Origin of the sequence: Yoonia sediminilitoris (assembly GCF_003058085.1) — a bacterium.
GTDB classification, from domain to species: domain Bacteria; phylum Pseudomonadota; class Alphaproteobacteria; order Rhodobacterales; family Rhodobacteraceae; genus Yoonia; species Yoonia sediminilitoris.
The window spans coordinates 469,211-492,863 of the sequence record NZ_QBUD01000002.1 but is presented as its reverse complement, the minus strand read 5'-3'; the positions used below and the strand labels follow the sequence as shown (position 1 = coordinate 492,863).

Sequence of the window (23,653 nt, the reverse complement as noted above, 5' to 3'; positions counted from 1 at the left end):
TGCCCGCGATAGGCGTATTCATTACGAGATGCCTCATTGTCCTGTCCTCGGTGTGGAATGTCAAAGCAAATTGACAGTGTTTTCCATTAAGGTAGCAATACGGAACCTTAAATAATTGATATTAATTAAATAAGATGGATTTTCACCTATAGCTACCAGGAATTTGTGGTTGGTTTAGTGTGTAACTTTTAGTTGACACTTTGCCAAAATGACACCTAACCTAGGATCATAACGCCAAGAAGGAGGGGGCCTTATGACGTCAATGGAAATCCATACCGCAAAACCCCTCGGCCATACACGGCCCAGGCCTCATCAACTCTATACCGATGCGGAAAGGCTGCGTCGGGACACGACAAAATGGACGCTTGTGCAGGGCGTTCTGGCGCCGTTGCAGTTTGCCGTTTTTCTGGTCTCGCTCGTGCTTGTGGTCCGCTACCTGTGGACCGGTGCCGGATATGACGCCGCGACCGTTTCGATCGTTGTAAAAACCGCCTTGCTCATCCTGATTATGGTGACTGGTGCAATCTGGGAAAAGACGGTCTTTGGCCAGTATCTTTTTGCCCCCGCCTTCTTTTGGGAGGACGTGTTCAGTTTTATCGTTATCGCCTTGCATAGTTGGTATATGTGGGCGCTCCTGACGGCCTCGATGTCCCCCGAAAGCATGATGTATATAGCCCTCGCGGCCTATGCCGCCTACGTCATCAATGCCGGGCAATTCATCTGGAAATTGCGGATGGCCCGCCTTGACGCGGAGGTGCGCGCATGAACGTCCCCATGCCCCCCACAAATGGCGGTTGCCGGAGCGCGCCCGTGCTCAAGGAACGCGGCCAGCGCGAAGTGTTCTGCGGCCTGACAGGGATCATCTGGCTGCACCGCAAAATGCAGGACGCATTCTTTCTCGTGGTGGGTTCGCGGACATGCGCCCACCTGCTGCAATCGGCAGCAGGGGTCATGATCTTTGCAGAGCCGCGATTCGGCACGGCGATTCTTGAGGAATCGGATTTGGCCGGACTGGCGGACGCCCACGAAGAACTTGACCGCGAGGTTGCCCGCCTGCTGGAACGTCGCCCTGACATTCGTCAACTATTTCTTGTCGGGTCATGCCCGTCAGAAGTGATCAAGATTGATCTGTCCCGTGCAGCGGAACGGCTAAGTCAGGTCCATGCGCCCCATGTACGGGTGCTGAACTATTCTGGTTCAGGCATTGAAACGACATTTACCCAGGGCGAGGATGCCTGCCTTGCATCCATGGTCCCGGTGCTGAAAGACACCACCGCGCGCGAATTGCTGGTCGTTGGGGCACTTCCCGACGTTGTCGAGGATCAGATGATGGGCCTGTTGGCCGATCTGGGTATTGGTCCGGTCCGCCTGTTGCCCGCCCGCCGGATTGACGACACGACCGCCGTTGGTGAAAACACTGTCTTTGCCCTGACCCAGCCCTTTCTGGGCGATACCCATGCCGCCCTTGAACGGTGCGGTGCGCGCCATCTTGCGGCACCGTTCCCCTTTGGCGACGAAGGCACGACGGCTTGGTTGCGCGCCATTGCGGTCGAATTCGGGGTCAGCGAAGAAACCTTTGAGGCGGTAACAGCGGCCCCCCGCGCCCGCGCCCGCAAGGCCATCGCGCAAGCGTCCGAGGCGCTGCGCGGCAAGTCCGTATTTTTCTTTCCCGACAGCCAGTTAGAGATTCCGCTGGCCCGTTTCCTGACCCGCGAGTGCGGCATGACGGCGGTCGAGGTTGGCAGCCCCTACATCCACGACGCGTTGCATGGTCCCGATCTGGACTTGCTGCCCGCTGGCCCGCAAATTTCCGAAGGGCAGGACGTGGATAAACAGCTTGCCCGTGCGCGCGCTGCGCGCCCTGACCTGACGGTTTGCGGTCTTGGCCTTGCCAACCCGCTTGAGGCCGAAGGGCTTTCGACAAAATGGGCCATCGAACTGGTCTTTACGCCGGTGCATTTCTACGAGCAGGCAGGTGATCTTGCCGGTCTCTTCTCGCGTCCGCTGCGCCGCAAGTCCGTCCTCCGCATGGAGGCTGCCGAATGAAATTGACGGTCTGGACATATGAAGGCCCTCCCCACGTCGGTGCGATGCGTGTCGCTACAGCGATGAAGGGTCTGCATTACGTGCTGCATGCGCCGCAGGGCGACACCTACGCCGACCTGCTGTTCACGATGATCGAGCGGCGCAATCACCGTCCGCCGGTGACCTACACCACCTTTCAGGCGCGCGATTTGGGGTCGGACACGGCGACCTTGTTCAAAGAGTCCTGTCAGGATGCCGTGGATCGGTTCGATCCGCAGGCGATCATCGTGGGTGCGTCCTGCACGGCGGAACTGATTCAGGATGATCCCGCCGGTCTTGCCGAAACCATGGGCCTGTCGATACCGGTGATTCCGCTCGAACTGCCTAGCTATCAGCGCAAGGAAAACTTCGGCGCGGATGAAACATTCTATCAGATCGTCAAACATCTGGCGCAGCCGCAGGCCCGTACCCAGCGAGTGACCTGCAATATCCTTGGGCCAACGGCGCTTGGGTTCCGTCACCGTGACGATGTTGAGGAAATTACAGGCCTTTTGTCGGATCTTGGCATTGTCGTGAATGTGGTTGCTCCACTAGGTGCGACGCCTGCTGATATTGCCATGCTACCCGCTGCCCATTTCAACGTGTTGCTGTGCCCCGAAACTGGCGAAGCTGCCGCCCGTTGGCTGGAAAAGAACCACCAGCAACCCTATACGAAGATCGTGCCGATTGGTGTCGGCGCGACGCGCGATTTCATCGCAGAGATCGGCGATATCATTGGCAAACCAGTGTTGATCGACGAAAGCCGTTTGCGGATGCCGTGGTGGTCGCGGTCTGTGGACAGCACCTATCTGACGGGCAAACGCGTTTTCATCTTTGGCGACGGAACACATGTCGCCGCCCACGCCCGGATCGCCCGCGATGAGATGGGTTTCGAGGTCGTTGGGATCGGCTGTTATAATCGCGAAATGGCCCGGCCCATTCGCGCACTGGCCAAGGAATATGGCGTCACGGCGCTGATCACCGATGATTATCTGGAAGTCGAGCAGACGATCGAGACGCTGAGCCCCGAAATGATCCTTGGCACCCAGATGGAACGTCATATCGGCAAGCGGCTTGGCATTCCCTGTGCCGTGATTTCGGCCCCGGTCCATGTGCAGGACTTCCCGGCCCGCTATTCGCCGCAGGTCGGTTTCGAGGGAGCCAACGTCATTTTCGACACGCTGATCCATCCGCTTGTGATGGGGCTGGAAGAGCATCTGCTGACCATGTTCCGCGATGACTTCGAATTCCATGATGCCGCCGGCCCAAGCCACCATGGCGGGCACAGCCCGTTGCCGGGTGAGGATGCCTCCGGCGGGGATATTTCCGGCCATAAGAAGGATGAGGCTCCGCTTCATTCAGACAACATCATCTGGCTTCGCGATGCCGAGAAAGAGTTGAAGAAAATCCCGTTTTTTGTGCGCGGCAAGGCGCGCCGGAACACCGAAACCTATGCCGCAGAAAAGGGGCTGAACCAGATCAGTCTTGATACGCTGTATGAGGCGAAGGCCCATTATGCGCGATAATGCAGAGATCAACAGTTATCGTTTTGTGATTGTCACGCTGGACAGTCACAGTGCTGGTCCTGCGGCCCGTGTGCGTGACCGTCTGTTGGCCGATTTTCCGGGGCTTGAGATTTCGATCCATGCCGCTGCCGAATGGGGCGAAAATCCTGCTGCACTTGCGGATGCCAAACAGTCGATTGCCACAGCCGATATCATCGTTGCGAACCTGTTGTTTCTGGAAGAACATACCGCCGCCATCCTGCCTGACCTGATTGCCCGCCGCGACGGATGCGACGCCATGGTCAATGTGATTGCCGACAGCGATATCGTGAAGCTGACGAAGATGGGCGATCTGGACATGTCCAGACCCGCCAGCGGTGCGATGACCCTGATGAAGCGGTTACGTGGCTCCTCCAAGCCATCGACCGAATCCGGCGCAAAGAAGATGAAGATGTTGCGCCGCCTGCCCAAGATCTTGCGGCTTATCCCCGGTAAGGCGCAGGATTTGCGCAACTGGTTTTTGTCGATGCAATATTGGCTGGGTGGCTCTGACGACAATATTGAACAGATGATCCGCATGTTGCTATCGCGCTATGCGTTGGGTCAGGATTGGGCGCGGGTCAAGGCAAAGCCACCCATCGAATACCCTGAAGTCGGTGTCTATCACCCGGATCTGCCCGGCCATCACATCAGCACGAAGCTGGCTGACTTGCCGAAGCCTGCCAACCCTGTGGCGACGGTCGGCATTCTGATGCTGCGCTCTTACGTGCTGTCATCAGATTGTGCGCATTACGATGCGGTCATTCGCGGATTTGAAGCAAAGGGCATGCGCGTCATTCCTGCCTTTGCGGGCGGGCTGGATGGCACACCGGCGGTGCAGAACTATTTTCAGGGCCATGTCGATGCGATGGTGTCATTAACCGGCTTCTCGCTTGTTGGCGGTCCCGCCTACAACGATAGTGCCGCTGCGGTGGAGCTGCTGAAAAAGCTGGATGTGCCCTACATCTCGGCCCAGCCGCTGGAGTTTCAGACATTGGGTCAGTGGGCGAAAAGCCCGCAGGGTCTTGGCCCGATTGAAACGACGATGCTGGTGGCCTTGCCCGAAATTGATGGTGCGACGAACCCGACGGTTTTTGCTGGCCGCCATGGTGCAGAGGGCTGCCAAGGCTGTTCGCACATGTGCAGCGCTGATTCCACCTGCAAGGCGATGGCCCCATGTCATGAGCGTATCGCCAAACTGACGGAAAAGACGCGGCGTCTGGCGAAGTTGCGCCGCAAGCAGAACGCGGCCAAGAAGGTCGGCGTTGTCCTGTTCGGTTTCCCCCCGAATGCCGGGGCCGTAGGCACAGCCGCCTACCTGAGCGTTTTTGAAAGCCTTTTCAATACGCTGACACAGATGAAGGCAGATGGTTATACCGTTGATGTGCCCGCGTCGGTCGACCAGTTGCGCAGTATGATTCTGCAAGGCAACGCTGCGCAATATGGTCAGCCGGCCAATGTAGGGGCCCATGTGGATGCCGATACCATCGTCCGCACCACGCCGACCCTGAATGAGGTGGAGGCCGTCTGGGGGCCCGCCCCCGGCAAGGTCCAGTCTGACGGGCGCGGTGTGTTCATTCTGGGCCATCAGTTCGGCAATGTCTTTGTTGGCGTCCAGCCGACCTTTGGCTACGAAGGCGACCCGATGCGCCTGCTGTTTGAACGTGGCTTTGCCCCCACCCATGCCTTTGTGACCTTCTATCTGTGGCTGCGCAACACGTTCAACGCCGATGCGCTTTTGCATTTCGGCATGCACGGTGCGCTTGAATTCATGCCGGGCAAACAGGCCGGGCTGGGCGGCAATGACTGGCCGGACCGGCTGATTGGTGAGATGCCGAATATCTATCTGTATGCGGCCAACAACCCGTCAGAGGCATCGCTGGCCAAGCGGCGCAGCAATGCTGTTGTCGTCACCCACCTGACCCCGCCTTTGGCCACCTCAGGGCTTTACAAGGGATTGGCCGATGTGCGCGACAGCCTGAAGCGCTGGCGCGAATTGCCAGCAGGTGACGCAACCCGTGTGGAACTTGAAGCGTTGGTCCGTGATCAGGCCGCAGCGGTTGATATGGATGCCAGCGACCTTGACCAGCTTTGGCTGCGCCTGTTGGAAACCGAAGGGTCCTTGATCCCTGACGGGTTCCACATTGTCGGCAAAAAGATGTCTGACGATGACCGCGCCCGGATGCTTGATCTGATGGATCATGAAGATGCGGACGCCCGCGCACGCACCGATGCGCTTTTGCAGGCCGAGACAGAGTTGGGCGGCTTGATGCAGGCGCTGTCCGGCCATTTCATTCCGCCCGTACATGGCGGTGATCTGATCCGGTCGCCTTCGATCCTGCCCACGGGCCGCAATATCCATGCGTTTGACCCGTTTCGGATGCCCACCGCCTTTGCCATGGCAGACGGGGCCAAGCAGGCGGATTTGCTGATCGAAACCCACGCCAGCCTGCCGCGTACCGTGGCACTGGTCCTGTGGGGGTCGGATAATATCAAGTCAGACGGCGTGCCGATTGCGCAGGCGCTGGCCCTGATGGGTTGCACCCCCCGTTTTGACAATTTTGGCCGCTTGTCCGGCGCGGACCTGATCCCGTTGGACCAGCTTGGCCGCCCGCGCATTGACGTGATCATGACTCTTTCGGGTATTTTCCGTGACCTGCTGCCGTTGCAGACCCGCATGCTGGCAGAGGCCGCATTGCGCTGCGCACAGGCAGACGAACCGACCGGGATGAACTTTGTCCGCGCCCATGCGCTGGCCTACGCCGAACAGATGGGTTGCGATCTGGAAACCGCCGCCTTGCGCGTCTTTTCCAATGCGGAAGGCGCCTATGGATCCAATGTCAATGTGCTGGTGGATCAAAGCGCGTTTGGCGAAGAGGATGAGTTGGCCGACGCCTATGAAAGCCGCAAGAGCTTTGCCTACGGCGCTGATGGCAAAGCGGCCAAGAATGCGGGGCTGCTGCAAAAGGTCCTCAAAGACGTGGACCTTGCCTATCAGAACCTTGAGTCGGTTGAATTGGGCGTCACCACAGTTGACCATTATTTCGATACGCTGGGCGGGATATCCCGCGCGGTCAAGCGGGCCAAGGGCGGGGAAAGTGCGCCGGTTTACATTGGCGACCAGACGCGCGGTGCCGCCAAGGTGCGCACCTTGCAAGATCAGGTCGCACTGGAAACGCGCAGCCGGTCGCTGAACCCCAAGTTCTACGAAGGTCTGCTGAAGCATGGTCATGAAGGTGTGCGCCAGATCGAGGCGCATGTGACCAATACCCTGGGCTGGTCGGCCACCACCGGTGATGTTGAACCATGGGTTTACCAGCGCCTGTCAGAAACATTCGTGCTGGATGACGAGATGCGCGAACGTCTGGCCGCGCTGAACCCGCAAGCTTCTATGCGGATGGCGAACCGACTGCTGGAAGCATCCGATCGCGCCTATTGGGCACCGGATGAGGCCACATTGGCGGCGCTGCAAGATGCAGCCGACGCACTCGAAGATCGTATGGAAGGGATCGCAGCGGAATGACCCTTTTCACAATGAATTTAAACGGAAGGATGCTCTCATGAGCCCCAGAGACGACATACCAAACCTGCGTGGTCAGGACGGCGAAGGCTCTGTTCAGGTACACCAGCCCGACGATGCCAAGATCGAAGGCGCAAAGGTTTTTGCGGTCTACGGCAAGGGCGGGATCGGCAAATCGACAACGTCATCCAACCTGTCGGCTGGCTTTTCGATGCTTGGCAAGCGCGTGTTGCAGATCGGCTGTGACCCCAAGCATGACAGCACGTTCACCCTGACAGGCAGCCTTGTGCCAACGGTGATTGATATCCTCAAGGATGTGGATTTCCATTCCGAAGAGCTGCGCCCGGAGGATTTCATTTTCGATGGTTTCAACGGCGTCAAATGCGTTGAGGCTGGCGGCCCGCCCGCAGGCACCGGTTGCGGCGGTTATGTTGTGGGCCAGACGGTGAAACTGCTCAAGCAGCATCACCTGCTGGAAGATACCGACGTTGTGATCTTTGACGTTTTGGGCGACGTGGTCTGCGGCGGTTTTGCCGCGCCTTTGCAGCATGCGGATCGCGCGCTAATCGTCACCGCCAATGATTTTGACAGTATCTATGCGATGAACAGGATTATCGCGGCGGTGCAGGCCAAATCGGCCAACTACAAGGTCCGTCTGGCCGGATGTGTCGCCAACCGCAGCAAAGAAACCGATGAAGTCGACCGCTATTGTGACACGGTTGGCTTCAATCGCATCGCCCATATGCCTGACCTTGATGCCATCCGCCGCAGCCGTCTGAAGAAAAAGACCCTGTTCGAGATGCCCGACGACGAAGATGTCGTGCAGGTCCGTAAAGAATATGTGCGCTTGGCCGAGACACTCTGGAACGGGACCGAACCACTCGCCCCCGCCCCGCTGCCTGACCGTGAAATCTTTGAATTGCTTGGATTTGATTAATGGCTGACTACGCCGCCACACGCGACCGGGTAGAGCATTACTTTGACCGCTCTGCCACCAAGGTCTGGGAACGTCTGACGTCAGACGCGCCCGTTTCCGGCATCCGCGCGACTGTGCGTGCCGGACGTGAGCAGATGCGCGAGATGATGCTGCGCCAATTGCCCGACGATCTGCGCGGTGCGCGTATTCTGGATGCGGGATGCGGCACCGGTGCCATGTCGGTTGAACTGGCCAAGCGTGGCGCAGAGGTTGTCGGCGTCGATATTTCCCCAGCGCTGATCGAGATTGCACAAAAGCGGATGCCTGCAAATCTGGACCAGCACATCACCTTTGTGTCTGGCGATATGCTTGAGGCGACCAAGGGTGGCTTTGATCATGCTTTGGCGATGGATTCCCTGATCTATTACAATGCGCCAGACATTGCAGAGCTTTTGGGCCGTGCGGCGCGCCGGGTGAATGGCAAGTTCATCTTTACCCTACCCCCGCGCACTCCTGCCCTGATGGCAATGTTCCGGGTGGGCAAGCTGTTTCCGCGGGCTGATCGCAGCCCGGTGATGATCCCGCAATCGGCTGCCACTGTTGCAAATGAATTGCGCAAGGCCGGTGTTGCCGGGCGGTTGCGTGAAATCGACCGGGTCAAATCAGGCTTCTACTTTTCAAGCGCTCTGGTTTTCGAGGGAGGACGCTAAGATGATCTTTCGCGCGTCATCATTAAAGCGGGTCTCGCTGAACCTTTTGCCCTTCAGCGATGCGGTCAGTGATGAATTGCCGCTGGGTCAGTTGTTGCGCCTGTCGCTGTTTCAGATTTCGGTTGGCATGGCGGCTGTCATGCTTCTGGGCACACTGAACCGGGTGATGATTGTGGAATTGGGTATCGGGGCCATGCTGGTCGCGGCGATGATCGCGATTCCGGTGCTGGTCGCCCCGTTCCGCGCGCTGGTGGGCCATAAATCCGACAATTACAAATCTGCGATTGGCTGGAAGCGCATCCCGTACCTGTGGTTCGGGACCATGTGGCAGTTTGGCGGCTTGGCAATCATGCCAATGGCGCTGCTGGTTCTGTCTGGCGACCGCACTTTGGATATGCCTTGGGCGGGCTATGTGGGGGCAGCGCTGGCGTTTCTGCTGACAGGCCTTGGCATGCATATGACCCAGACGGCGGGTCTTGCGCTCGCCGCGGACCGTGCATCGGATGAGACGCGCCCGCGTGTGGTTGCCTTGCTCTACGTGATGAACCTTGTGGGGATGGCCTTTGCGGCCATCATCATCGGTGCACTCTTGCGGGATTATTCGGCCCTGCGGCTGGTACAGGTCATTCAGGGAACCGCTGTGGTCACGCTGCTCTTGAACCTGACAGCCCTTTGGAAGCAGGAAAAGGTGCAACCGATGACCAAAGCGCAGCGCGCCGAAGCATCGCCCACTTTCCGCGACGCCTGGACCGATCTGGCCAAGGGTGGTGACGCGGGCCGCTTGCTCGTCGTGGCCTTTCTTGGGACCATGGCGTTCAACATGCAGGATGTGCTGTTGGAGCCTTACGGCGGCGAAATTCTGGGCCTGTCGGTGTCGGCAACAACGTTGCTGACGGCGATGTGGGCCTTTGGTGCCTTGCTGGGGTTTGGTCTGGCGGCCCGTTGGCTGGCGGCTGGCATGGACCCGTACCGCATGGCGGCGCGCGGTATTCTGGCTGGGGTTCTGGCCTTTTGCGCAGTGATCTTTTCACATCCGGTTGGATCGCCTGTCCTGTTCTATCTGGGCGCCGGGCTGATCGGATTTGGCGGCGGGCTGTTCGGGATTTCCACCCTGACAGCCGCCATGACAATGCCCGCAATCGGCAACGCCGGACGCGGTCTGGCCCTTGGCGCATGGGGGGCCGCACAGGCCACCGGCGCGGGGCTTTCCATCTTTATCGGGGGCACGATCCGTGACCTTGTGAACCATGCCGCTGGGAACGGCACATTGGGAGAGGCGCTCGCCACGCCTGCCACTGGCTATTCGGTCGTTTATCATACCGAAATTGGCCTTCTTTTCATCACTCTGATTGTGTTGGGGCCGCTTGTGCGGCTGCGGCCCATGACATCTGGGACATCGGCAAAGCTGGGTTTAGCCGACTTCCCAACCTAACCACCGAAAGGAACATATTATGGTTGGTGTAGAATTCTTTGGTAATGTCGATCTGGCGAGCGTGGCAATCTGGCTTTTCTGGATCTTCTTCGCAGGGCTTGTGATCTACCTGCAAACCGAAAATATGCGCGAAGGCTATCCGCTGCGTGGCGACGACGATGAGACGCCCGCAAATGAAAGCCTTTGGCCTGTCCCAAAGCCCAAGACGTTTCAACTACGCGATGGGCGCGGCGAACTGACGGTGCCGTCAAATGACTATGAAGAAAGCAAGATGCGCCGTGATCTGGCCCTCGCGCCCTCTTCTGCGGCCAGTGGTTCGCCTTGGATTCCGACCGGTGATCCGATGGTTGACGGTGTTGGACCTGCGGCTTGGGCACCGCGCCGCGATGCGCCGGAACTGGATGCACATGGCCATGTGAAAATTCAGCCAATGTCCAAGCTGGAAGACTTCAAAGTGTCAGCCGGGCGCGACCCGCGCGGCAAGGCGGTCGTCGGTGGCGATGGCGAAGTCGTGGGTCGGGTCATAGATATGTGGGTTGATGTGCCAGAACAGATGGTGCGTTTCCTTACGGTTGATCTGAATCCCGAAGGCAGCGGCAAAACCCGCCTGATCCCCATGAACATGGCCAAGATCGGCACGGATCGTGTCACGGTCCGCTCGCTTTATGCCCACAACTGGGACGGCGTGCCCGCCACGAAAAAGGCGGACGAGGTCACGCTTCTCGAAGAAGACAAGATCATGGCCTACTACGCGGGCGGCACGCTTTATGCGACCCCTGCGCGGTCTGGCACTGTTCTTTAACACCCCAAAACATGTCCCCGGTTCGCCACCGGGGACATGACAACCAAGCAGAGGGAACCTGCAGATGAGCCATGATGATTTCAAGTTCGAACCTGTCAGAGGGTTGCCCGAAGCCTTGCCAAAGGACGAGCATATCCTGTGGCAAGGGTCGCCTGACCCGCGCCGTCTGGCGCGCGATGCCTGGGGGCTACGTTGGGTGGCGGGTTATTTTGCCCTGCTTGCTCTTTGGCGGGTGACGGTGTCATCGGCAGATGTTTCGTTGGGCATTGCAATCATGCATGGTCTTCCCTTTGTTGTGGCGGGTCTTGTGGCCTGCGGGATCTTGTATGTGATCGCCTATGTGCAGGCCAAATCGACGGTCTACACGCTGACCAACAAGCGCGTTGCCATGCGCATCGGGGCTGCCCTGACCATGACCCTGAACCTGCCCTACACCAGCATCGGCACTGCCAAGCTGGAACTGAAACCATCCCGCCACGGCACGTTGGCGTTCGAGCTGATCGGGGACACGCGGCTTTCCTATCTTATGACATGGCCGCATGTGCGCCCGTGGCACATGGCGCGCACCCAGCCCGCCTTGCGCTGCATTCCAAACGCGGACGACGTCGCCAGAATCTTTGCCGACGCGGCGGAAACACGGATATCCCAGCCCCGTGTCACCCGCATGGCCCAACATGACGGCAACGCCGTCGCAGCGGAGTAGCGCCCATGTCACTAGCCAAACAAATGCGTCACCGCGACAAGGAAATGGTCCCCAAAATTCTGGTGCAGGGCATGTTTGCCCTGATGTTTTCCAGCCTTGCGCTTGTGGCTTTTGCCCAATGGTCGGGCGCGCCACAGCAAGGTGTGCTGGTCGAAGCGCCCGTCGTGCAGTCACTGGATATTGTCATGACCGGGGACCGTCAGGGCACCTATCAGGTCTATGATACCAACGGCGCGCTGCTTGCCACCTCGACCGAGGACAAGGCTGGATTTATCGGTGTGCTTGGCCGCTCGATCGAGCGGGAGCGCAGCGTGCGCAGCCTGCCGCTGGACGCGCCGATGCAAGTGGTGCGCCGCGACAATGGTCATATTGCCGTTCTCGATGGCAGCACCGACAGTGTTTATGAATTGATTGGATACGGGGCAGACAACGTGGCAGCCTTTGCCAATCTGCTGAACTGAAACCGTGGGGGTTAGCCACCCGCACTTGATGATGTGAAAGGGAACTCACATGGGACTACTATTCAGAGAGAAAGAAACCGCACCTTGCACGGTGACGATTTCGCACCGGTTCGAGGAACTGTCTGCACATGTTCGTCTGGACAATGGGGCGGTCATCTACCCCGGCGACACGGTACAGGTACAGGGGCCTGAAATCATGGCCGCCTTTGGCGAAATGGTCGAAGAAAAGCGCACCGCCATCATCACCCGCGCCTCAAAGCTGGAACAGCTCTGGACCCGCGCCACAGGTGATTTCGAATTCATGGAACTGTGCGAATTCTCATTCAGTGAAGAGGTGATGTCATGAATATGCATTCATCCGAGGCGGCCACCGCCGAAGAAGCCATCGCCGCCCAAGAGGCCCTGCCGCCGCTGACCAACGAAGAAGCAACCAAAGTCGCCATGTCGAACACGTTGCTGACGCCGCGTTTCTATACCACCGACTTTGACGAAATGGATGCGATTGATGTCACCCCGGTGCGCAGCGACTGGGACAAGTTGATCGCGGCGATGAAAGCCGACCCCAACAAGGGCCACTTCAAAAAGAACGAAGACTGGGACAAGGTCGATTGGGACGGGATGGAACCGGCGCTGAAGGCGGAATTCATCGATTTCCTTATCTCGTCCTGCACGGCCGAGTTTTCCGGTTGTGTGCTTTACAAGGAAATGAAACGTCGCGGCTCGAACGAGGATATCACCACCCTGTTCCAGCTGATGGCCCGTGACGAGGCGCGCCATGCGGGCTTTATCAACGATGCCCTGCGCGAGGCCGGGATCGCGGTGAACCTCGGGTTCCTGACGCAAGCCAAGAAATACACCTATTTCCGTCCAAAGTTCATCTATTACGCGACGTATCTGTCCGAAAAAATCGGCTATGCCCGCTATATCACGATCTACCGTCACCTTGAGCAGCACCCCGAACATCGCTTTCATCCGATTTTCAAGTGGTTCCGTGAATGGTGCAATGATGAGTTTTCGCACGGCGAAGCCTTTGCGCTGCTGCTCAAGACAGACCCGCAACTGACCGAAAGCCGCGTCAACAAGCTGTGGATCAAGTTTTTCCTGACGGCTGTCTTCTCGACCATGTGGGTGCGTGACCACCAGCGGCCCGAATTCCACAAGGCGTTGGGCGTTGACCCGGCGTGGTACGGGCAGGAAGTGTTCCGGAAGACCTCTGACATTTCGCGTCAGGTGTTCCCCATGGTGCTGGATATTGAGCATCCACGTTGGATTCCAACCCTGAACCGGATGCAGGCCGCCAATGTGCAAATCGCCGATGGGCGCAAGCAAGGCGGTGTTGGCGGTTGGGTCAAGCGCATGGCCGGCTCAGCCAAGGCGGGCTTTGCTTTTGTGTCACTGCTGACCATTCCGGTTGAAAAAAGCGCTGTACCTGAAAGCCCACGGATGGAGCCTGCTTACTGATGACCTCCCCCTGGATCGCATCGCTTCTGGCAATTTTCGTCTGGTGGTTCTCCACCGGGGCGATTTTGCTGGCGGTGCGGCGGGCCGACCGCAGTGGCAAGCACCTCCAAACTGTCATAACAGCGCTGCCGCTGCTGGTCTTTGGTGGGTGGGCGGTCTGGATGTCGTTGGCGGATACGTCCGTCATCGGTATTTATCTTGGTTTTCTTGGCGCGCTTGCCATCTGGGGCTGGATTGAACTGGCGTTTCTGGCAGGTGTTGTCACTGGGCCGATGCGCGACGTCTGCCCGCCCGGACTCCAAGGCAAAGACCGCTTTTTCCGGGCCTTTGGTACGGTGGCATATCATGAACTACTGCTGACCGTTGGGCTTCTGGCCTTGGTCACCTTTTCCGGCGGCAGCCCCAATCAAATGGGCATGGCCGCCTATCTGGTGCTGTTTCTGGCGCGTATTCTGGCCAAACTGAACCTGTTTTACGGGGTTCCGAGGATCAACACAGAATTCGTACCCGCGAGGCTGGCGCACCTGAAATCCTATTTCCACAGGGGGCCCGTGACCTATGCGTTCCCTATCGCGATTACGATCCTGACTGCGCTGCTGGTCGTCTGCGCAGAGCGTCTGTGGACCGCCTCATCTGATACGACCGTCATGGGCTATGCCCTTTTGACTGCATTGGCCGCACTGGCCCTGCTTGAACATTGGCTGATGGTGGTGCCCCTGCCTGACGCGAAACTTTGGCGCTGGATGTTGCCCGACACGGACCCGGCGCCCAATACAACACTGCCCAACGAGGACTGAACGATGGATTTTGACGCGCTTTTCAACGCACAACTGGACCAACTCAAAAGCGATGGCAACTACCGCTATTTCGCAGAGCTTGAGCGCAAGTGCGGCAAATTTCCCCGCGCTGCCAACCATGACGAAAACGGCGTGCGCGATGTCACCGTCTGGTGTTCAAATGACTATCTGGGCATGGGCCAACACCCAAAGGTGATCGCGGCGATGTGCGAGGCAGTTGAGCGCACGGGCACAGGGGCGGGTGGTACGCGCAATATCTCGGGCACCAACCACGACCATCTGTTGCTGGAACAGGAACTGGCCGATCTGCACGGCAAGGAAGCGGCGTTGCTGTTTACGTCCGGCTATGTGTCGAACTGGGCGGCGCTGTCGACATTGGGGTCGCGGCTCAAGGATTGCGTGATCCTGTCGGATGCGGGCAATCATGCGTCGATGATCGAAGGTATCCGCCATTCCAAAGCCACCAAGGTGATCTGGAAACACAATGACGCGCATGATCTTGAGATGAAGCTGCGTGCATTGCCGCGCGACGTACCCAAGATCGTGGCCTTTGAAAGCGTCTATTCCATGGACGGCGACATCGCGCCCATCCGCGAGATCGTCGACGTGGCTGAAAAATACGGTGCCATGACCTATCTGGACGAGGTGCATGCAGTAGGCATGTACGGCCCGCGCGGTGGCGGTGTTGCCGAACGCGAAGGGCTTTCCGACCGTATCACCCTGATCGAAGGCACACTGGGCAAGGCTTATGGCGTTGTCGGTGGCTACATTACCGGCTCTCCCGCGCTTTGCGACTTCATTCGCAGCTTTGCATCGGGCTTCATCTTTACGACCGCACTGCCGCCCGCGATTGCTGCTGCGGCACGGACGTCGATTGCGTACCTCAAGACATCGCAGATCGAACGCGCCGCGCAAAAGCGGCAGGTCGCGCGCCTGCGTGCAGCACTTGACCGCGAGGGAATCCCGCACATGGTCAACGAAAGCCACATTATTCCGGTGATGATTGGGGACCCGGTCAAGACTCGGATGTTGGCCGATTATCTGATGCAGGAATGGGACATATACGTGCAGCCGATCAACTATCCGACCGTTCCCAAAGGGACCGAGAGGTTGCGATTTACCCCGTCGCCGCTGCATTCAGACGCGGATATTGATCATCTTGTCAATGCGTTAAGTGTTTTGTGGCGTCAATGCGCACTCGCACGGGCGGTTGCCTGACAGACCACTTACAATCTTTTGCATACAGGGGTGGACCGCCCCGATCTATGCATTACATTACTCCCGACTGGGGCATACGGTCACCAAAGCAAGATCGAAAAGGAAGACGATCATGAAAAAGTTTACTATTGCAGCGGCCTTCGCCGTACTCGCAGCACCCGCATTCGCCGATGGCCATGCATCCACCCAAGGCGATGCCGCGGCTGGTGAAGAGCAGTTCAACCGTCAGTGCGTGGCATGCCACGTTGTCGCTGACGCGTCTGGCGAAGTTCTGGCCGGTCGCAATGCCAAAACGGGTCCAAACCTTTATGGTCTGCCCGGTAGCCAGATTGGTGGCGTCGAAGGATTCCGCTATGGCGACAGCATTGTCGAAGTCGGCGAAGCTGGTGGTGTTTGGACTGAAGAAACATTTGTAGGTTACGTGCAGGACCCAACTGGCTGGCTGCGTGAAACGCTTGATAACCGTCGCGCGCGCGGCAAGATGGCCTACAAGGTTCGCGAAGAATCGGAAGCTTATGACCTTTATGCGTTCCTCTCGACGTTTTCAGCCGAGTAAGAACTTACCCTGATGAAAAATAGGCCGTACCGTAACCCGGTGCGGCCTATTTTGTTTCTGGCGGGCTCTCGCTTGCTTGATGTCCGCAGCGTCCCAAAGACATTACGGGTTCTCAAACACGGCCCGGGGTGCGCCGTTTTCATCCAGAGCGACAAAAACAAAATCAGCATCCGTCACTTTCTCGGCCATCTCCGCGTATCTGCGCCGCGCCCATGCATCGACATGAATGCGCATGGACGTACGGCCCACACTGCGCAGGGTTGCATAAAGCGTCACCTCATCGCCAACCTTCACCGGGCGCAGGAATTGCATGGCCTCAACTGAAACCGTTGCGCCGCGACCCTGCGAAACGCGACCAGCCATGTTGCCGGCGGCAAGGTCCATCTGGGACATCAACCAGCCGCCGAAAATGTCCCCGGACGGGTTGGTGTCGGCAGGCATCGCAATGGTGCGGATGACCAGCACACCTTCTTCCTGTTGCCGACCGTGCGATCCGCGCAGTTGCCCACGGGCCAATATGTCTTCTGGCTGATTGCTCACTGTCAGTTCTCTCAATTGTGTGCAGGATGCGCCACCGGTTGCCTGTGATCTTACAGTCTTTGGCAAAAGTTCGAAAGAATGTTATTGGCCGGACCGAGCGACGGTCCTGTGGGTCAGACGGCTGCCAAGCGCGGCTTTCGTTGGGTGCCTACATTTGCATCATCGCGCCTGTTTCACCGCATCCGGGCCCTGCGCCCTGCCCTATGGTCACGGGCAAAATGGCTTTGTGCGCATTGTTCGGGTAGCATCGCGATGCGGAATGGTGCCGGTGCCAAATCCAGAAAACGCAGTATCCTTAAACCTATCAAGAGCCTTCAGCGATGATGAATACACTGTACTCAGCCTTTGCGATTATATCTCTTTCCGGTGCGGCGGCGGCAGCCCCATTGCCCGCACTGAACCTTGACCCTGACGCGACAACCGTATCGGGATTGTCGAGCGGTGCCTTTATGGCCGTGCAGTTGCAGGTCGCTTATTCAGGAGCCATCGCCGGTGCGGGCATTGTCGCGGGCGGCCCCTATGACTGTGCGGATCAGTCGATCTGGCGCGCGTTGAATGTCTGCATGGACCCGTTCTTTTTCGGGGCCGACCCGGACCGGTCCCTTGCGTCCATGCAAGCCCTCGCGGAAGAGGAGCGTATTGACCCGCTGGAGGATATCGCCGCTGACCGGCTGTATCTGTTTCACGGCCTGTCGGACGACACAGTGGACCGCTCAACCATGGACGCTTTGTTGCAGACCTATCAGTCGCTTGGCGTGACCGCAGAAAACCTGACTTACGTGACATCGGTCGATGCCGGGCACGGGTTCGTCACCGAGCAGGGGCAGGTGTCATGCGACGCGACGCGCCCTGATTTTCTGATCGATTGTGATTTTGATCAGGCGGGCGACATACTGAATCGGCTTTACGATGATCTTTCGCAGCCGGTCTCAACTACCCAACAGGGCCTCGTGACCTTTGATCAGGCCACATATACCGGTGGCGCATTGGGCATGGATGACACAGGCTTTGTCTACGTGCCCGCCGACTGCGCGACGGGCCAAACCTGCCGCCTGCACATCGCTCTGCATGGCTGCAAGCAAGGGCGGGAATATATTGGTGAGGGTTATGCGCGGCTGACAGGGTTCAACCCATGGGCTGAAGCGAACAGGATTGTCGTGCTTTACCCGCAAGCGTCAAGAATTCCCTCGCCTTGGTACAACTGGTTTGCGGGAAATCCCAACGGGTGTTGGGATTGGTGGGGCTATGCGGGGGCGGACTATCTCAGCCGCGACGCCCCTCAGCTATCCGCCATCGCGCGCATGGCAGCAGCACTTGGCGCGCCGCTTGCGCAATCATCGGCTACACCGCGATAGCGTGTTTCTGCGGCTGACCAGTCAGATAGCTGTCAAATACCGATGCAATGACGCGGATCACCGGCGCACCTTTGTCAGTCACGGATATCCGGCTGCCATCACGGACAATCAAGCCGTCGGCCTGCATCTGATCGAGTTCGGGGATATGGGGGTGATACCAGTTTGCAGCCGCGCCGATGTTTGCGCCTGCCTGGTCAAGATCTACATGCCCGGCGCACATTATCATTTCGATCACGCGCCCGCGCAGCTTATCATCCATGGAAAACGCGACGCCTTTGCCAACCGGCAAGGCAGCTGACTCAACCGCGCGCGCCCATGCGCCTGTTTCTGACAGGTTCTGAACATAGCCAGAAGGCGTGCGCCCGATGGACGTCGCGCCAAGCCCAAGCATCGTATCCGCCAAATCGGTGGTGTAGCCCTGAAAATTCCGGCGCAGCGTTCCTGTCTTGGCGGCAAGCGCCATGGAGTCGGATGGCCGGGCAAAGTGATCAAGCCCAATCGCCATATAGCCCGCGTCAGTCAGTGCCTTGGCCGCGGCTTTGGATTGCAACAGCCTTTCAGCCGGGCCGGGAAGCGCTGCTTCGTCAATCAACCGTTGTTTTCTAGCCATCCACGGAACATGCGCGTAGCCAAAAAGTGCGATGCGGTCGGGTTCCATCTCAAGGCACAGGTCAATCGTTTCCAGCAGGGTCCCGACGGTTTGATGGGGCAATCCGTAGATCAGATCAAAATTGATTCCGGACACGCCAGCCTCACGCAAACCATCAACAGACCGGCGCACCATATCGGGAGGCTGGATGCGGTTGATTGCCTTTTGCACCTTTGGGTCGAATTCCTGCACCCCAAAACTGGCCCGCGTAAATCCCAGCTTGCCAATGCGCGCAATCATCTCTGCGCTCAGGGTGCGTGGGTCGCTTTCAATTGCCAGTTCTGCATCGGGCGTGACGGTGAAATGCTGATGCACCGCTTGCATGGCCCGCTCCAGATCGTCGGGCACCAACGCTGTTGGCGTACCGCCACCCCAGTGCAAATGCGAGACCTTCATGCGGTCTGGCAGGTGCCCGGCAACCAGCCCAACCTCTTGCACAAGCGTTCTGGCGTATTGGGCGATAGGTTCATCGCGCTTGGCCAGCTTCATATTGCACCCGCAATACCAGCAAAGCTGGCGGCAAAACGGCACATGCAAATAAAGAGATATGGCATCCTTGGGCGGCAGGTCATGCAGCCAGCTTGCGTAGGCGGTCGCGTCGAAGTCTTTTGAGAAGTGCGGCGCCGTCGGATAGCTGGTGTAGCGGGGCACGTTGCGGTTCATATAGGTCTTGAGTATGTCGGACATGGTGCCTCGCCTCGTTTCTTGCGGCAGTTTTCTGCATCGTCATGCTGCGCCGGCGCCATGTTGTCCTTGATTCAGATCATAAGCCCATGCGGCCAGTGCAATTACGGTGCGCAGGTTCAGGAATACCGCCCTGCACGGCCCGTAAACCTTGATCTGTGTCAACAAAAAAGTACAGATTATATGTAACGCTAAGTTGACACATTATGAGAGGTCGACATGCGTATTCTCTTCGTACATCCCAATTACAGATCCGGCGGCGCAGAGATTGCCGGCACGTGGCCCCCTGCATGGGTGGCCTATCTTACCGGTCATCTGCGACAATCCGGATTTGACGAGATCCATTTCATCGACGCAATGACAGATGAACTGACAGATGCCGATCTGGCCGAAAAGATGGAAGCCATTGCCCCCGATGTGGTGGGCGTTACCGCGATCACCCCGTCGATCTACCGCGCTGAAGATGTCTTGAAAATCGCCCGCGATGTTGCACCGCAGGCCGTGCGCGTATTGGGCGGTGTTCATGCGACTTTCATGTACAAACAAGTCCTGACAGAGGCCCCTTGGATCGATGTCATCGTCCGCGGCGAAGGCGAGGAGATTTGCACCGAATTGATGCTGGCGATTGAGGACGGGCGCTTTCCCGCAGATCGGCACAAGATCAAGGGGCTTGCCTTTATCGAAGGGGACCAGATTGTCGCGACGCAAGCGGCCTCTACCGTGAAAGACCTGTCCAAAATCAAGCCGGATTGGTCGGTACTGGAATGGTCGAAATACATCTACATCCCGCTTGGCAAGCGCGTTGCGATCCCGAACCTTGCGCGCGGTTGCCCCTTTACCTGCTCGTTCTGTAGCCAGTGGAAATTCTGGCGAGACTACCGGGTACGTGACCCCAAGGATGTGGTGGATGAAATCGAGGATCTGGTCGAGAACCACGATGTCGGATTTTTCATACTGGCCGATGAGGAACCCACGATCAACAAGAAGAAATTTGTGGCTTTCTGTCAGGAACTCATCGACCGGGGCCTGCCCAAACGTGTCAAATGGGGGATCAACACGCGGGTCACTGACATCTACCGTGACAAGGATTTGCTGAAGTTCTACCGCAAGGCGGGGCTTGTCCACGTCAGCCTTGGCACCGAAGCGGCAGCACAGATGAAACTGGACGTTTTCAACAAGGAAACCAAAGTCGCGGAAAACAAAGAAGCCATCCGCCTGCTGCGTGAAGCCGACATTCTGGTCGAGGCACAATTTATCGTTGGTCTGGACAACGAAACGCCCGAGACACTTGAGGAAACTTACAAGATGGCTTGGGACTGGCAGCCCGATCTTGCCAACTGGTCAATGTACACCCCGTGGCCATTCACGCCTTTGTTTCAGGAATTGAAAGATCAGGTCGAAATCTTTGATTTCTCGAAATACAATTTCGTCACCCCCATCATGAAGCCCGCGCAGATGGAACGGGGCGAGCTGCTTGACGGTGTTATGAACAACTATCGCCGGTTCTATATGAAAAAGGCGCTGTTCAATTATCCATGGCGCGGCACCGGATTTCGGCGGCGCTATCTGCTGGGCTGCCTTTTTGCCTTTCTGAAGGCTGGCGTCGGGCGCACGTTTTATGACCTTGGCAAGGCGGGCTATTGGGGACCACAGACCAAGAACACTGTTGATTTCCACTTTGACGAAACCCGCCAACTCGCCGAGGCACAGTTGGATGACTGGGAAGCCAGCGCTGACAAGGCCGCCCGCGCCAAGGAACGGCGCGAAGCAGTCAAGGCGCAGACCATCGCACGCAAACGGGATTTCAAAATGCCGAACGGGACCGAAGTAAAAGCCTGCGGCGGCGGCAATCAGCAAATGGAGGACGTCTAGGGATGTTCGGTCTGCCACAGGTCTGATCGGTCCCAACGCGATCCTGCAACTTTTACCGATAATTGAACGATTGGGTGGCCCTGAACGACGCGTGCGGATACTTGCCGCAGCGGGCATCTTTGACGTGCCCGACGGGACCCGCATGATCCCAGAAGCGGACGCGGCACGCCTGCACCGGCAATTACGGCACGAAGAACCCGAAATGGCGCCGGTGCTGGCAGCCTACGCCGGATTTGAAACGGCCAATTATATCCTCGCCCACAGAATTCCAAAGCCCGCGCAATGGGTGCTGAAAGCATTGCCAAAGGCCGCGGCGGCGTCACTACTGTCGCAGGCAATTGCCCGCCACGCCTGGACCTTTGTCGGTTCGGGTCGGCTGCATGTAACAGACCCCTGGACATTTGAAATCGAGGATAATCCATTGATCAGGGGTGAAACCAGCAGCCAGTGCCTGTGTGACTGGCATGTGGGTGTGTTTCGGCAACTCTATCAGACGTTGGTATCATCCGATTGCATCTGTGCCGAAACCCGCTGCGGTGCGCAAGAGAAAGGCAACCGTTGCCGCTTTGAGCTCAGTCTTTAGGTCTCTGACCCCAAGTCACATATGGCTTAGACTTCGCAGTCTTCGGACGTCGCGGCGGATTGTGCGATAGACCTTGCTGCCCCATTCGGCATAAATCTTGGGTCCGGGGTGAAATCCGTCGGGGCTCATCTTGGAAATATCGGGTTGAAAATCCATTTCGACAAAACGACATCCAGACCGATCAGCCACCAGCCTGTGCAGCGCACGATCAAACCGGGCTGCCTGCGCACCAAGTACCCAGCGCAGGGGCTGCGGAAACAATGGGAAATATTGCATCGGCGGGATACCCGAAACACAAATGACGTCGGCCTGATATTTGTGCTCAATCAGATCAAGCAACGAAGCAAAGCGCCGCAGCCAGACCGCGCGCGGCACCAGCCCGGTGATATCGTTGACGCCCAGCGAAACGGAAACAACATCATATTTCTGCGGCGGGCTGTCTTTCAGCCGCGCGAGGGTATCTGCAGTTTTCGCACCCGTCTTCGCATCGACTGTCCAATGGACCGTGTTTGTCTGCGACAGTCTTTTGCGCATGTGCCCCAGCAGCGCCTCTTCTTGATGAGACGTGCCAACGCCGACGGCAGAACTGTCGCCGATGATCAACAAACGCAGATCGGGTCCATGCCCGCTGGTGCCATTGCGGCGGCCAACGGGATCGTTCAGGCGAAGTGCCGAACGCCGCGCCTTGACGGCTTGGAAAACAAGCACCGGGAACAGAACAATACGTGCCGCAAGATCAATCATCTCAACCTCTGTCCGTGCATTCAGGCCCCTCACTTTGTCTTTAAGGGCGTGATAAAACACTCAACAGGTTCAGCTTAGATATGGTTCCACCACAGGCAATTGATAATGATCAAGCACCAGTGCCACTTTTCGATGAATGGCATGCTGACGTTCGTTCATACGATGAATGTGGAAATCTCGTTCCTGCAATAGTCATGAATATCGCCGCTGTGGGTCAGCCATATCTGATCCCGATGCGCGCAGATATGCTGCAAGGCGCGGCGCAGATGCCGCAGGCGGTAGGGCTGGCCGACAAGATAGGGGTGCAGTGCGATGCCCATGACAAGGGGCTGGCCGATTGATTGCTCCCGCATTTCATCGAAATTGTCGATGATCATATCGGCGAACTGTGCCGCGCTGTCTTTGCGCGCGACAATCGATGGGATGTCGTTGACTTCCTGCGGGTAGGGGATCGACAAGAGCCGCCCGGCAGAGGTGTTCATCCAGACCGGCTGGTCATCCATGCACCAGTTCAGCGTGTAACCATATCCTGCCGCCGCCAGCAGGTCAGGGGTGTCGTGGCTTTCTGCGATCCACGGCGACAGCCAACCTTTGGGGGGCGTTCCTTCGGCGTCTGTCAGAATCGTCGTTGCCTCGGTAATCAAGGCAGCCTCTTCATCGCGGTCCAGCGTGCTTTGCCGTTCGGAGTTGGTGCGCCCATGGCCGACAACCTCGTCCCCGCGGGCACGGAATGCCGCCATAAGGTCGGGCGCGTAGCCATACATCGCGCTATTTGCGATCACGCTGGCGGGCATCTGTAGCGCGTTGAGCATGTCTATCATCCGCCACGCACCAACCCGGTTGCCATAGTCGCGCCAAGCGTAATTGAGTACGTCAGGTTGCGGGCCGCCGGGTGCCAGTTCGGCCCCCAGCCCTTCGCCAAAAGCGAAATGTTCAAGATTCACACCCAGATAGACGGCCAGCCGTTTGCCGCCGGGCCAATTGTAGTCGGGGCGGTTGGTGATGGCAGAGTAGGCATAGCGCCCGTGATCGGTCAGCATGG

Annotated in this window: 22 protein-coding genes; 18 read left to right on the top strand and 4 right to left on the bottom strand. The window is 58.0% G+C overall.

Going from position 1 to position 23,653, the window contains the following annotated elements; translation table 11 throughout:
- Positions 1-262 precede the first annotated feature (262 nt).
- The 15 genes from bchF (at position 263) to C8N45_RS07205 (ending at position 16,184) form a co-directional block, all read left to right on the top strand.
- Positions 263-766 carry a 2-vinyl bacteriochlorophyllide hydratase gene (gene bchF, locus C8N45_RS07275; protein WP_108385551.1) on the top strand — a complete coding sequence of 168 codons (504 nt, stop codon included), beginning with the start codon at positions 263-265 and terminating at the stop codon, positions 764-766.
- A complete protein-coding gene (locus C8N45_RS07270; protein ID WP_108385550.1) occupies positions 763-2,046 on the top strand; it encodes a ferredoxin:protochlorophyllide reductase (ATP-dependent) subunit N in 1,284 nt (427 codons plus the stop codon). Before bchF ends, C8N45_RS07270 begins: the two co-directional genes overlap by 4 nt.
- Positions 2,043-3,590: a ferredoxin:protochlorophyllide reductase (ATP-dependent) subunit B gene (gene bchB / locus C8N45_RS07265; RefSeq protein WP_108385549.1), complete on the top strand. Its 1,548-nt coding sequence runs from the start codon at positions 2,043-2,045 to the stop codon at positions 3,588-3,590. Before C8N45_RS07270 ends, bchB begins: the two co-directional genes overlap by 4 nt.
- Complete coding sequence (locus C8N45_RS07260) at positions 3,580-7,131, top strand: magnesium chelatase subunit H (protein WP_108385548.1); 3,552 nt, start codon at positions 3,580-3,582, stop codon at positions 7,129-7,131. Before bchB ends, C8N45_RS07260 begins: the two co-directional genes overlap by 11 nt.
- A gap of 37 nt (positions 7,132-7,168) precedes the next feature.
- Positions 7,169-8,065 (top strand): ferredoxin:protochlorophyllide reductase (ATP-dependent) iron-sulfur ATP-binding protein, encoded by an 897-nt coding sequence (bchL, locus tag C8N45_RS07255; protein ID WP_108385547.1) that lies wholly within the window; start codon positions 7,169-7,171, stop codon positions 8,063-8,065.
- On the top strand, positions 8,065-8,754 hold the full coding sequence (bchM, locus tag C8N45_RS07250; RefSeq protein ID WP_108385546.1) for a magnesium protoporphyrin IX methyltransferase: 690 nt from the start codon (positions 8,065-8,067) through the stop codon (positions 8,752-8,754). Before bchL ends, bchM begins: the two co-directional genes overlap by 1 nt.
- A 1-nt stretch (position 8,755) precedes the next feature.
- Complete coding sequence (locus C8N45_RS07245; protein ID WP_108385545.1) at positions 8,756-10,186, top strand: PucC family protein; 1,431 nt, start codon at positions 8,756-8,758, stop codon at positions 10,184-10,186.
- 19 nt (positions 10,187-10,205) lie between these two features.
- Complete coding sequence (gene puhA, locus C8N45_RS07240; RefSeq protein ID WP_108385544.1) at positions 10,206-10,988, top strand: photosynthetic reaction center subunit H; 783 nt, start codon at positions 10,206-10,208, stop codon at positions 10,986-10,988.
- A gap of 64 nt (positions 10,989-11,052) precedes the next feature.
- Positions 11,053-11,691: a photosynthetic complex putative assembly protein PuhB gene (gene puhB, locus C8N45_RS07235; protein WP_108385543.1), complete on the top strand. Its 639-nt coding sequence runs from the start codon at positions 11,053-11,055 to the stop codon at positions 11,689-11,691.
- A 5-nt stretch (positions 11,692-11,696) separates the two neighbouring features.
- Positions 11,697-12,152 carry a photosynthetic complex assembly protein PuhC gene (gene puhC, locus C8N45_RS07230; protein ID WP_108385542.1) on the top strand — a complete coding sequence of 152 codons (456 nt, stop codon included), beginning with the start codon at positions 11,697-11,699 and terminating at the stop codon, positions 12,150-12,152.
- A gap of 49 nt (positions 12,153-12,201) precedes the next feature.
- Positions 12,202-12,498, top strand: a complete 297-nt coding sequence (locus C8N45_RS07225; RefSeq protein ID WP_181868906.1) for an O2-dependent cyclase accessory protein — start codon at positions 12,202-12,204, stop codon at positions 12,496-12,498.
- Complete coding sequence (acsF, locus tag C8N45_RS07220) at positions 12,495-13,613, top strand: magnesium-protoporphyrin IX monomethyl ester (oxidative) cyclase (protein WP_108385540.1); 1,119 nt, start codon at positions 12,495-12,497, stop codon at positions 13,611-13,613. Before C8N45_RS07225 ends, acsF begins: the two co-directional genes overlap by 4 nt.
- On the top strand, positions 13,613-14,410 hold the full coding sequence (puhE, locus tag C8N45_RS07215; protein WP_108385539.1) for a putative photosynthetic complex assembly protein PuhE: 798 nt from the start codon (positions 13,613-13,615) through the stop codon (positions 14,408-14,410). Before acsF ends, puhE begins: the two co-directional genes overlap by 1 nt.
- 3 nt (positions 14,411-14,413) lie before the next feature.
- A complete protein-coding gene (gene hemA, locus C8N45_RS07210) occupies positions 14,414-15,628 on the top strand; it encodes a 5-aminolevulinate synthase (RefSeq protein WP_108385538.1) in 1,215 nt (404 codons plus the stop codon).
- Positions 15,629-15,740: 112 nt separating this feature from the next.
- Entirely contained in the window at positions 15,741-16,184 is a 444-nt protein-coding gene (locus tag C8N45_RS07205; protein WP_108385537.1) for a c-type cytochrome, read from the top strand.
- A 102-nt stretch (positions 16,185-16,286) separates the two neighbouring features.
- Here the strand turns inward: C8N45_RS07205 and C8N45_RS07200 are convergent, their stop codons facing one another.
- The gene (locus C8N45_RS07200) at positions 16,287-16,625 is read right to left on the bottom strand and encodes an acyl-CoA thioesterase (protein ID WP_108385765.1); all 339 of its coding nucleotides are present in this window, start codon (positions 16,623-16,625) and stop codon (positions 16,287-16,289) included.
- Positions 16,626-17,044: 419 nt separating this feature from the next.
- On the opposite strand from C8N45_RS07200, the gene C8N45_RS07195 reads away from it, so the two are divergent.
- Entirely contained in the window at positions 17,045-18,079 is a 1,035-nt protein-coding gene (locus C8N45_RS07195; RefSeq protein WP_108385536.1) for an extracellular catalytic domain type 2 short-chain-length polyhydroxyalkanoate depolymerase, read from the top strand.
- Here C8N45_RS07195 and hemN read toward each other — a convergent pair.
- Positions 18,066-19,415, bottom strand: coding sequence for an oxygen-independent coproporphyrinogen III oxidase (gene hemN, locus C8N45_RS07190; RefSeq protein WP_108385535.1), 1,350 nt, complete (start codon positions 19,413-19,415; stop codon positions 18,066-18,068). The two genes, C8N45_RS07195 and hemN, sit on opposite strands and share 14 nt — an antisense overlap.
- Positions 19,416-19,631: 216 nt before the next feature.
- On the opposite strand from hemN, the gene bchE reads away from it, so the two are divergent.
- Both bchE and bchJ read left to right on the top strand, forming a co-directional pair.
- The gene (gene bchE, locus C8N45_RS07185; RefSeq protein WP_108385534.1) at positions 19,632-21,284 is read left to right on the top strand and encodes a magnesium-protoporphyrin IX monomethyl ester anaerobic oxidative cyclase; all 1,653 of its coding nucleotides are present in this window, start codon (positions 19,632-19,634) and stop codon (positions 21,282-21,284) included.
- On the top strand, positions 21,262-21,867 hold the full coding sequence (gene bchJ / locus C8N45_RS07180) for a bacteriochlorophyll 4-vinyl reductase (protein ID WP_108385533.1): 606 nt from the start codon (positions 21,262-21,264) through the stop codon (positions 21,865-21,867). Before bchE ends, bchJ begins: the two co-directional genes overlap by 23 nt.
- A gap of 15 nt (positions 21,868-21,882) precedes the next feature.
- Here bchJ and C8N45_RS07175 read toward each other — a convergent pair whose 3' ends face one another.
- Positions 21,883-22,611: an SGNH/GDSL hydrolase family protein gene (locus C8N45_RS07175; RefSeq protein ID WP_108385532.1), complete on the bottom strand. Its 729-nt coding sequence runs from the start codon at positions 22,609-22,611 to the stop codon at positions 21,883-21,885.
- Between the two features lie 155 nt (positions 22,612-22,766).
- On the bottom strand, positions 22,767-23,651 hold the full coding sequence (locus tag C8N45_RS07170) for a polysaccharide deacetylase family protein (RefSeq protein ID WP_108385531.1): 885 nt from the start codon (positions 23,649-23,651) through the stop codon (positions 22,767-22,769).
- Positions 23,652-23,653: the final 2 nt, after the last annotated feature.

What these genes read in the sequence shown, in the direction of transcription:
- puhC (WP_108385542.1), top strand. Translation starts at nt 11,697, where the DNA reads ATGTCACTAGCCAAACAAATGCGTCACCGCGACAAGGAAATGGTCCCC.
- bchL (WP_108385547.1), top strand. Translation starts at nt 7,169, where the DNA reads ATGAGCCCCAGAGACGACATACCAAACCTGCGTGGTCAGGACGGCGAA.
- acsF (WP_108385540.1), top strand. Translation starts at nt 12,495, where the DNA reads ATGAATATGCATTCATCCGAGGCGGCCACCGCCGAAGAAGCCATCGCC.
- puhA (WP_108385544.1), top strand. Translation starts at nt 10,206, where the DNA reads ATGGTTGGTGTAGAATTCTTTGGTAATGTCGATCTGGCGAGCGTGGCA.
- bchF (WP_108385551.1), top strand. Translation starts at nt 263, where the DNA reads ATGGAAATCCATACCGCAAAACCCCTCGGCCATACACGGCCCAGGCCT.
- bchE (WP_108385534.1), top strand. Translation starts at nt 19,632, where the DNA reads ATGCGTATTCTCTTCGTACATCCCAATTACAGATCCGGCGGCGCAGAG.
- C8N45_RS07170 (WP_108385531.1), bottom strand. Translation starts at nt 23,651, where the DNA reads ATGCTGACCGATCACGGGCGCTATGCCTACTCTGCCATCACCAACCGC.
- C8N45_RS07270 (WP_108385550.1), top strand. Translation starts at nt 763, where the DNA reads ATGAACGTCCCCATGCCCCCCACAAATGGCGGTTGCCGGAGCGCGCCC.
- C8N45_RS07195 (WP_108385536.1), top strand. Translation starts at nt 17,045, where the DNA reads ATGATGAATACACTGTACTCAGCCTTTGCGATTATATCTCTTTCCGGT.
- bchM (WP_108385546.1), top strand. Translation starts at nt 8,065, where the DNA reads ATGGCTGACTACGCCGCCACACGCGACCGGGTAGAGCATTACTTTGAC.
- C8N45_RS07205 (WP_108385537.1), top strand. Translation starts at nt 15,741, where the DNA reads ATGAAAAAGTTTACTATTGCAGCGGCCTTCGCCGTACTCGCAGCACCC.
- puhB (WP_108385543.1), top strand. Translation starts at nt 11,053, where the DNA reads ATGAGCCATGATGATTTCAAGTTCGAACCTGTCAGAGGGTTGCCCGAA.
- C8N45_RS07175 (WP_108385532.1), bottom strand. Translation starts at nt 22,611, where the DNA reads ATGATTGATCTTGCGGCACGTATTGTTCTGTTCCCGGTGCTTGTTTTC.
- puhE (WP_108385539.1), top strand. Translation starts at nt 13,613, where the DNA reads ATGACCTCCCCCTGGATCGCATCGCTTCTGGCAATTTTCGTCTGGTGG.
- C8N45_RS07225 (WP_181868906.1), top strand. Translation starts at nt 12,202, where the DNA reads ATGGGACTACTATTCAGAGAGAAAGAAACCGCACCTTGCACGGTGACG.
- bchB (WP_108385549.1), top strand. Translation starts at nt 2,043, where the DNA reads ATGAAATTGACGGTCTGGACATATGAAGGCCCTCCCCACGTCGGTGCG.
- C8N45_RS07245 (WP_108385545.1), top strand. Translation starts at nt 8,756, where the DNA reads ATGATCTTTCGCGCGTCATCATTAAAGCGGGTCTCGCTGAACCTTTTG.
- hemN (WP_108385535.1), bottom strand. Translation starts at nt 19,415, where the DNA reads ATGTCCGACATACTCAAGACCTATATGAACCGCAACGTGCCCCGCTAC.
- C8N45_RS07260 (WP_108385548.1), top strand. Translation starts at nt 3,580, where the DNA reads ATGCGCGATAATGCAGAGATCAACAGTTATCGTTTTGTGATTGTCACG.
- hemA (WP_108385538.1), top strand. Translation starts at nt 14,414, where the DNA reads ATGGATTTTGACGCGCTTTTCAACGCACAACTGGACCAACTCAAAAGC.
- C8N45_RS07200 (WP_108385765.1), bottom strand. Translation starts at nt 16,625, where the DNA reads ATGCCTGCCGACACCAACCCGTCCGGGGACATTTTCGGCGGCTGGTTG.